The organism is Dinghuibacter sp., from assembly GCF_035492835.1.
Classification (GTDB): domain Bacteria; phylum Bacteroidota; class Bacteroidia; order Chitinophagales; family Chitinophagaceae; genus Dinghuibacter.
Genome location: NZ_DATJIY010000216.1, coordinates 1 through 7,655 on the forward strand (window position 1 = coordinate 1; position 7,655 = coordinate 7,655).

A 7,655-nucleotide genomic window follows, 5' to 3' on the forward strand; every position below is an offset into this window, starting at 1 on the left:
TCGGCTCGCTATTATTTGTCTTCTTCCTGTTGATTTCACTGACCGGCCTGATGCTGGGCTGGAAGTCGATGTTCACCACCACGCTTTATAAGGCGGCTCCCCAAACCCAAGGCAGCAGTTGGCTTCCGCTGGATACCTTAAAAGACAAAGCCGAAACGGCGTTAAAAAGCTACACGACAACAAAGTCCCCTGAACGCGCCGACGTACGGCTCAAGTCCGGCTATGTCGAGTTCCAGTTCGATAATAACTACTATGTGCGACTGAATGGCGCAACCGGCGAAACCCTCCAGATCGACCGTCGTTACGGCGGCTGGATTCAAGACATACACGACGGCGCCTTTATCGATGGCTGGCTCAAAGACAAAGCCGGCGTGGCCAAAAAAGCATACGCGACGGTCCTGGGTATGTCGTTGTTTTTCCTGGCCCTGAGCGGCGCGTACCTATGGTACAAGCCGCTCCTGATAAAAAATAGCGCTACCAGGAAACCCTGAACGAGTGTTTCCCCTCCGAGAACGCGTATTCCACGGTCATGGCGTTCGAGTCGCAGATTTGTTTGATGATGGACAAACCCAGCCCGATATTGTCGGTCTGTCCCAGGCTCTTATAAAAACGCCTGAAAATCCGATGGCTGTCCAGTGCGTCGGAGGAGCCGGTATTGCGAATAACAAACGAAGATCCTTCCAGCAAAACGTAAATATCCCCGCCCGGCACATTGTGCCGTATCGCATTGCTGAAAAGGTTGTTCAACAGGATATCGAGCAGCTCACGGTTGGCGGGAAACGAGACCTCCCGGAGGTCGATCGAACAAGAGAGGTTACGCGCGTGCAGCAGCTCCTGCAAGTAAAAAACCTTGTCCCGGATCAGGACATCGATCCGGATATTATCGACACCGGTAAACTGCCGGTTGTCGATCTTGGTCAGCAGCAACAACGACTCTTGTAGCCGGCTCATCTTACGCACCGAAGCATAAACGCCCTGGAGCAACACGCTTTGCCGTTCGGTCATGCCCTCCTGCGTGAGCAGGTCGAGGTTCGAGCGGATGATAGCCAGCGGGGTCTGGAGCTCGTGGGATGCGTTTTCGCTGAACTCCTTCAGGTTGCGATAATCCCGGCTGGCATTCTCCGCCGCTTTGGCGAAGTGCGCGTTCATCAGCCGGAACTCGTCGATCCTGGTATCGGGGAAGGGCGGCGGCACGGTCTCGTCTACCTTGAATTCCTGTATCAGCTCCAGGGACCGGTAAAATGGGTTCCATATCTGCGTCAGCAACTGCGAATTGATCAGCAGGAAAAGGATCAAGGTGGCCAGGATCATCACCACCGCGATCCAGGCGATCAGGATCGTAAGGTGGCGCGTGCCTTCCAGCGGCTGGGCGATGGTGGCCTCCCATGGTTGTCCGTTCACGACCATCGTAAACGTGACCCGACGGGAAATGTGCTTCTTGTGCTGTTCGGGGATAAATAGCGAGGTATCGCCAACCGAGCTTCCCGCCAGGTGAGCAACCGGCTGGAAAAGGACCAGCTGGTCGTTGAACACGGTCGTTTCCGGGAGGCGGTTATAACGATGTACATAATTTTCGATACGGGACTTGCTGCGCAACAGGATGTCGTCCAGCTGCAGACGGAGCGTATGCCGGATCAGGAAATAGGATAAAACGATGCCCACCAGGAACAGCAGCGTCACCGCCGGGACGATGTGCCGGTAATACAGCGCCGTCAGCTTCATCCAATGGAGAATTTATACCCCATGCCATAAACAGACCGGATCAGGTCCGGGCAACCCGCGTCGCTCAATTTCCGGCGGAGGTTTTTGATATGGGAGTAAATGAAGTCATAACTGTCGGCCAGTTGCACCGACGCATCCCAAAGATGGTCTACGATGGACTCCTTGGTCACCACCCTGTTCTTATTGCTGGCGAAGTACAGCAAGAGCTCATATTCTTTTCTGGTAAGGTTGAGCTCGCCCGTATCCGTCCGTGCCGACTTGGAGACGAGGTCGATGGTCAGCCTCCCCAGCGCAATGACGTTGTTCCCGTCAAATGCCCGCCGGCGTATGATCGCGTTTACCCTGGCCGTTAGCTCAGCCAGGTGAAACGGCTTCGTCAGGTAGTCGTCCGCGCCCAGCTCCAAGCCTTCCAGCTTATCGTTGAGTGAATTTTTGGCCGAGATGATCAACACGCCGTCCGATAGTTTTGACTGCTTTAATTGTCTGAGGAGCTCTAGCCCGCTACCGTCCGGCAGACCGATGTCCAGGATGATACAGTCATACCGGCCCAGGCTCAGCTTGGCCGTGGCCGCCTGGTAGGTACCGGCCGTTTCGCAGGTATACATGCTTTGCGACAGATAGCTGTCGATATTCCGGGACAATTCCAGTTCATCCTCAATTATCAGTAGATTCAACTCGGGAAAGTTTGCTGCAATGTTACAGCCCCCTGCAAGACGCAAGATTATTTTTTTGTAAAATCGGAGCAATTCTGTGCGAAATCTGAATTTATGACCTATAGCGCCGAAAACGTATGAACCTAACGATCACCGCCTACTCCACCGCCCTCTTCTCCACCTGGTACTTCATCGAAGAATGGGGCGTCCTCTTCGATGCCGGTGACGGCATGATCTCCGCACTCCTGCAAAAAAGCCGAAAGGTTGACAACGTATTCATCTCCCACGCCGACCGCGACCACCTCACCGGTCTGCTGCAGTTCAACCAGCTGAACGCCCGGCCGGGCCAACCCGTCATACATTATCCCAAAGACGCAAGCTCGTTCGAAGCATTAGAATCCTTCTCCAAAAAGTTCGATACCCAGGTGGCCCAAACCCAATGGATACCCGTCACCGAAGGCGATGAGATCCCGATCGCCAGGGACTTGCTCGTATTACCCATCCGTAACGGTCACGTGCCCGCCGCTCCCGAGGTCATCAAAAGCCTTGGGTACCAGGTCGTACAGACCCGGAAAAAACTAAAACCCGAATTCGCCCACCTCAGCGGGGAAGATATTCGTCAATTGGGGGAGCGCATCGGCCGGGAAAACCTCTCTATCGAGCTCCGCTCAAAACTGCTGGCCTATTCCGGCGACACCCCTGTGGAAGACGGGGCACGCTGGGACAACACCGAAATCCTCATCCACGAAGCCACCTTCCTCGGGCAGGGTGAAGACATCAAGGTCCGCACCTATGGCAACAAGCACAGCACCCTGGAAGAGGTTATGGAGATGGTCGGCGCCATCCACATCGGCAAGCTGGTTCTTGGACATTTTTCTTCCCGCTACACCCACGAAGAAATCGATCGGGCCATTATGTATCTCTGTGATAAATACGCCATCGGTATACCGGTATACCGTTTGTTGCCGGGCGCCACCGTGGTCGATGTATTGGCGCAGGAACCCATCAATCGATAACGTATCCCGAAAGTCGAATATATCTCCACGATATTTATGGTTGGTGAAAATTTAATCCCCGAGGGCATTTGCGCTTATCATTAACTAGGTTTACTTTAGCGGGACCGCCTCCCATCATTAACCGCTAAATACTTTGAAAAATGTCTACGCTCAAAACACGCGCTGCCATTGCCGTCTGCTGCCTGATCCTCCTGATCGCCCCGCAATGCAGGAAAGCCGGGCTCCGCGCACTCCTCGACGGGTTCACCCAAACCAACCTCGTAGCCAACAACGCCAGCTACAACGCCGCCCACGTCGACTCCGAAATGGTCAATCCCTGGGGTATGGCCTTTACCCCCACCAGTCCCGTTTGGACTTCTGACAATGGGACAGGGCTCAGTACCCTTTACGATCACAATGGCGTCAAGCAAGGACTCGTGGTCACCATTCCCGCCCCGGACAGCCCCGCCGGTGGAACGCCCACCGGTATCCTGTTCAACGCTACCACGGACTTCATGATACCGGGTGAGCCGCCGGTAGCCAGCAAGTTCATCTTCGCCACCGAAGACGGTACCATCATCGCGTGGGGCGGTGGCACAAAAGGCACAAAGGTCGCCGACCGCTCTTCCCACGGGGCCGTATACAAGGGCATTGCCTGGGCGTCCAACGGCGGCCAGAACTACCTCTACGCGACCAACTTCCACGCCGGTACCGTCGACGTGTTCGACAAGGATTTCAACTATGTCAGCTGGATCACCTTCCACGATCCCGGTATCCCCCATGGCTTCGCGCCCTTCAACATCCGGAACATAGGCGGTTGGTTGTACGTCACATACGCCAAACAAATGGCGCCCGACAACCACGACGACCAGGCGGGTCCCGGGAACGGTTTTATCGACGTCTTTAAACCGGATGGCTCGTGGCTGGCCCGGTTCGCCAGCCGGGGCGCCCTCAATTCTCCCTGGGGGATCGTTCCCGCGAAGGTCGGTTTCTGCAAACAGGCCGACAGCGTGAACGTTATCCTGGTCGGCAACTTCGGCGACGGCCGCATCAACATGTTCACCGACCAGGGGAGTTTCCTGGGCCCGCTCATGGACCACAACCATCCGATCGTCATCGACGGTCTTTGGTCTATCGAAAACGACGTCCCCGGCGCCACCTCCGCGCAGCTCTACTTCACCGCCGGCCCCAAAGGCGAGTCCGACGGATTATTTGGCTACCTCGAACGCAAGTGACACGGAGCACCTGTATGCATGTGTGCCCCGCAAACCCGGCGCCCGCGACTTAATCGCGGGCGCTTTCCACGAAATACATGGGCTTCGCCGAATCCGTCATCCTGAACGTAAGGTTGATCCGCGCCCCAACCTTCCTGCTCGTCTTCGGTACATGGTGCTCGTAGAGCTCCTGCATGGTTTCGCCCATCAGCAGAAAACTCCCATGCGTCAACGGTATATCGAGCGGGCGCACCGCCTTGTCGGATTTGTGCCGCACCTTGAATACGCGGGTCTCCCCAAAGGTCACCGAAGCGATCGGGTGGTGTCGACCATCCGACGGCAGCGTATCGCTGTGCCAGGCGACGGAGTCGTTCCCATCCCTGTAGTAATTCAGTAAAACACGATCGAACGAAAGCCCGCAAGCCGCTTCCACCGTGCCCTTGATGTCGACGAGCAACTCCGTCCAGGGCAACCCCTTAGGTCCCCCATAATACGCCGTCAGCCGGGGGTCGAGCACCCATTTGTCGTACATCTGGCGCGTCCGCTGCTGCCAGGGCGTGGCTGCCAGCAAAGATTTGAAATACCGGTCCGCCTCCGCTTTCCCGAAGAACTGCTCCCACAGCTGCAACTCGGTCCCCGGCAGGTCGTACCGCGTGAATTGCTTTTTCCCCTCATCGAACAGGTCTATATCCTCGAACAGGTTCATAGACCGCAAAGATACTAAAAAATTTAGCAAAGCCCAGGGCCATGCCGTTTGGGCCCCGCGCGGCAATGCGGCGCGCAGCCCACAAAAGCCCGCGGCTCCTATTGCTTCGTAATCCGATACAGCTTCCCCTCATCAGTCACCGCATACAACGCCCCGTCCTGCCCCTGCCGAAGCGCCCGGAACCGCGCTCCCAGATGCTCCAACAGATCCTCCTCCGCCACGACCTTGTTGTCCTTGATGACCAGCCGCACGATCCGTGAGCTGCTCAACCCTCCGAGGAACAAATTGCCCTCCCATTCCGGGATGGCCCCCTTGCTGTAAAAGGTAATCCCCGAGGGAGAAATGACCGGGTCCCAGTAATACACCGGCTGCTCCATCCCGGGGTGTTGTTGTATACCGTCTCCGACCTTTTCGCCGCTGTATTCGATCCCATAGGTGATCACCGGCCAGCCGTAGTTCTTACCGGGCTTGATGAGGTTGACCTCGTCGCCGCCCCGGGGCCCGAACTCGGCCTCCCAGAGGTCTCCGGTCGTCGGGTTCCAGGCCAGCCCTTCGGGGCTTCGGAAGCCATACGCATAAATCTCGGGCCGTGCGCCCGGCGTGTCCGCGAAAGGCCCGCCGGGTACCGGCTTGCCATCGGGTGTGATATGGACGAGTTTTCCCAGCGCCGAATTCAGCTGCTGGGCCTGCATCCGGATGTCCTTGCCGGATCGTTCGCCCGTGGTGACAAACAGGTTGCCGTCCTTGTCGAAAACGATCCGCGAGCCATACTGAAGGAAGCCTCCTTTATATGCCGGGGTGGCGCGGTAGATAACCGTGGGGTTTTCGAGCGTCGACTCGTCATTGGAAAGCCGCCCTTTAGCTACCGCCAGGAGAACGCCGCCGGTGTCTTCCTCCGAATAATCGTAGTAGACCAAACGGTTGGTGGCGAAATTCGGATCGATATTGACATCCAGCAAGCCGCCCTGGCCCTGCGGGTTGACCTTCGGGAGGCCGGCTATATCCTTGACGTGTTTCCCATCCATCGTCTCGATCCACATCACCCCCAGCTTCCCCGTGATGAGGAACCGGCCGTCTGGTAGATTGCAGATACCCCAGGGGTGGGGGAGGGAGCTATCCAGCACCGTTATCGACAATGGCGTTTGCGAATGGATCAACGGCGCCCGCGTCTGCCCGGGGAAGGCCGGTGTATAGTCGCTGTTGGGCGGGGGATACCCGGAGGAATCCGTTGTCACGGACTTGGGCCCGCTATGGCAGGCCGCCAGCAGCATCAAAATGGGCAAGGTCTTGCGTAGCATGTAGGTCAGCGTTTCGCACAATTTACTGAAAACAGGCGTGTAAAAGCCGGTTGACCAGCCCGTCGATGTCCGGCCGCGCGGGGAATAGCGCCAGGTGGACAACCACCAAATCTTTGGAAGGGATCACGCAGACGTACTGGCCCTCGTTGCCTTCGGCGGCGTAGGCGTCGGCCGGCAGGTGGGGCCAGCGGCCGCCGTTGAGCCACCAGAGGGCGCGGACCAGAAAGAAAGGGAAGTGGCGCAGGTCGTGCGCGACGACGCTATCGGGACTGCGGTGGGAGACGAAGACGGCGGAGCCGCAAACCTTCGCGGCATAGCCGCTGAGCAAAGGCAGGGTTTCTTTTAGATATAGATAAAGAGACAGGGCAATGGTGATGAAAAACCACGGAAGGCGGCTTCGGTTAATCGTCATGATGCGTGAAATTAGGCCAATTGGGGTTTTTAGCAAGGAATTTGCTACAGCTGCGGCACTAAACTACCATCTATGAAACGAGTCGTTTTGTTCTTGTCTTTTTGCTTGCTTGCCGGGGCCTCCTTTGCCCAGCTAAAACCCAAGGTGAACTGCGGCGATCTGACCGTGGACGTGCTCAACGGGACCATCAACGGACTAAAACCCAATACGGGCGCCGCCCAATTCAAGTCGGAGGTTCCGTGCAGCACCGGTTCCGACGACGCGTCCGGTAAGTGCGGGACGGTTGTCTACTACAAGGATAAAGGCGTCGCCTTTTTCGCGGACCGGAAATACTTCGAAATACGACCCGGTTTTAAGGGTAAGATCACGATGCAGGTGATGGGAACCGCCCGCAATGCGCTGTTCAAATACTTTGGCCGCCCAAAGGTAAAAGACGTACTCTGGGATGCCTTCGAAACGCAGTACGGAACGCTCGTGCTACACTATACGGCGCCCGGCGCCGCCGGAAGGGTGAATCTGATTCAGATCAGTACGGAAAGCACCGATGTGCTGAGCTTGTGCGAATAAAGACCGCGTCAAGCGCCCCAGGCGCGTAGGCAGAAGGAAGAGGGGTGGGGTGCCTCTTTTACCCCGTTTTCGCGAAACGTTTCGCGAA

9 protein-coding genes are annotated in these 7,655 nt (G+C 56.9%); 4 read left to right on the forward strand and 5 right to left on the reverse strand.

Features of this window, described 5'->3' with window-relative positions:
• A partial coding sequence (locus VL547_RS19995) for a PepSY domain-containing protein (RefSeq protein ID WP_325581254.1) occupies nucleotides 1-491 on the forward strand: 491 nt, incomplete at its 5' end.
• Here the strand turns inward: VL547_RS19995 and VL547_RS20000 are convergent.
• On the reverse strand, nucleotides 475-1,722 hold the full coding sequence (locus VL547_RS20000) for a HAMP domain-containing sensor histidine kinase (RefSeq protein WP_325581256.1): 1,248 nt from the start codon (nucleotides 1,720-1,722) through the stop codon (nucleotides 475-477). The two genes, VL547_RS19995 and VL547_RS20000, sit on opposite strands and share 17 nt — an antisense overlap.
• Entirely contained in the window at nucleotides 1,719-2,396 is a 678-nt protein-coding gene (locus VL547_RS20005; protein WP_325581258.1) for a response regulator transcription factor, read from the reverse strand. Before VL547_RS20005 ends, VL547_RS20000 begins: the two co-directional genes overlap by 4 nt.
• Before the next feature lie 116 nt (nucleotides 2,397-2,512).
• Here VL547_RS20005 and VL547_RS20010 point away from each other — a divergent pair, with 116 nt between their 5' ends.
• Both VL547_RS20010 and VL547_RS20015 read left to right on the forward strand, forming a co-directional pair.
• Nucleotides 2,513-3,391 carry an MBL fold metallo-hydrolase gene (locus tag VL547_RS20010; protein ID WP_325581260.1) on the forward strand — a complete coding sequence of 293 codons (879 nt, stop codon included), beginning with the start codon at nucleotides 2,513-2,515 and terminating at the stop codon, nucleotides 3,389-3,391.
• A 140-nt stretch (nucleotides 3,392-3,531) separates the two neighbouring features.
• On the forward strand, nucleotides 3,532-4,605 hold the full coding sequence (locus VL547_RS20015; protein WP_325581262.1) for a TIGR03118 family protein: 1,074 nt from the start codon (nucleotides 3,532-3,534) through the stop codon (nucleotides 4,603-4,605).
• A gap of 49 nt (nucleotides 4,606-4,654) precedes the next feature.
• Here VL547_RS20015 and VL547_RS20020 read toward each other — a convergent pair whose 3' ends face one another.
• From VL547_RS20020 to VL547_RS20030, 3 genes are all read right to left on the reverse strand, one after another.
• The gene (locus VL547_RS20020) at nucleotides 4,655-5,290 is read right to left on the reverse strand and encodes an alpha-ketoglutarate-dependent dioxygenase AlkB family protein (RefSeq protein ID WP_325581264.1); all 636 of its coding nucleotides are present in this window, start codon (nucleotides 5,288-5,290) and stop codon (nucleotides 4,655-4,657) included.
• A 98-nt stretch (nucleotides 5,291-5,388) separates the two neighbouring features.
• The gene (locus tag VL547_RS20025) at nucleotides 5,389-6,588 is read right to left on the reverse strand and encodes a PQQ-dependent sugar dehydrogenase (protein WP_325581266.1); all 1,200 of its coding nucleotides are present in this window, start codon (nucleotides 6,586-6,588) and stop codon (nucleotides 5,389-5,391) included.
• A 22-nt stretch (nucleotides 6,589-6,610) separates the two neighbouring features.
• Nucleotides 6,611-7,000 (reverse strand): hypothetical protein, encoded by a 390-nt coding sequence (locus VL547_RS20030; protein WP_325581268.1) that lies wholly within the window; start codon nucleotides 6,998-7,000, stop codon nucleotides 6,611-6,613.
• Between the two features lie 72 nt (nucleotides 7,001-7,072).
• Between VL547_RS20030 and VL547_RS20035 the strand changes: the two genes are divergently transcribed.
• Complete coding sequence (locus VL547_RS20035) at nucleotides 7,073-7,567, forward strand: hypothetical protein (protein WP_325581270.1); 495 nt, start codon at nucleotides 7,073-7,075, stop codon at nucleotides 7,565-7,567.
• Nucleotides 7,568-7,655 lie beyond the last annotated feature (88 nt).

Bases quoted from the DNA above. Each gene is read 5' to 3' on its own strand.
- VL547_RS20000 (WP_325581256.1), bottom strand. From the start codon at position 1,722: ATGAAGCTGACGGCGCTGTATTACCGGCACATCGTCCCGGCGGTGACG.
- VL547_RS20010 (WP_325581260.1), top strand. From the start codon at position 2,513: ATGAACCTAACGATCACCGCCTACTCCACCGCCCTCTTCTCCACCTGG.
- VL547_RS20015 (WP_325581262.1), top strand. From the start codon at position 3,532: ATGTCTACGCTCAAAACACGCGCTGCCATTGCCGTCTGCTGCCTGATC.
- VL547_RS20020 (WP_325581264.1), bottom strand. From the start codon at position 5,290: ATGAACCTGTTCGAGGATATAGACCTGTTCGATGAGGGGAAAAAGCAA.
- VL547_RS20025 (WP_325581266.1), bottom strand. From the start codon at position 6,588: ATGCTACGCAAGACCTTGCCCATTTTGATGCTGCTGGCGGCCTGCCAT.
- VL547_RS20030 (WP_325581268.1), bottom strand. From the start codon at position 7,000: ATGACGATTAACCGAAGCCGCCTTCCGTGGTTTTTCATCACCATTGCC.
- VL547_RS20035 (WP_325581270.1), top strand. From the start codon at position 7,073: ATGAAACGAGTCGTTTTGTTCTTGTCTTTTTGCTTGCTTGCCGGGGCC.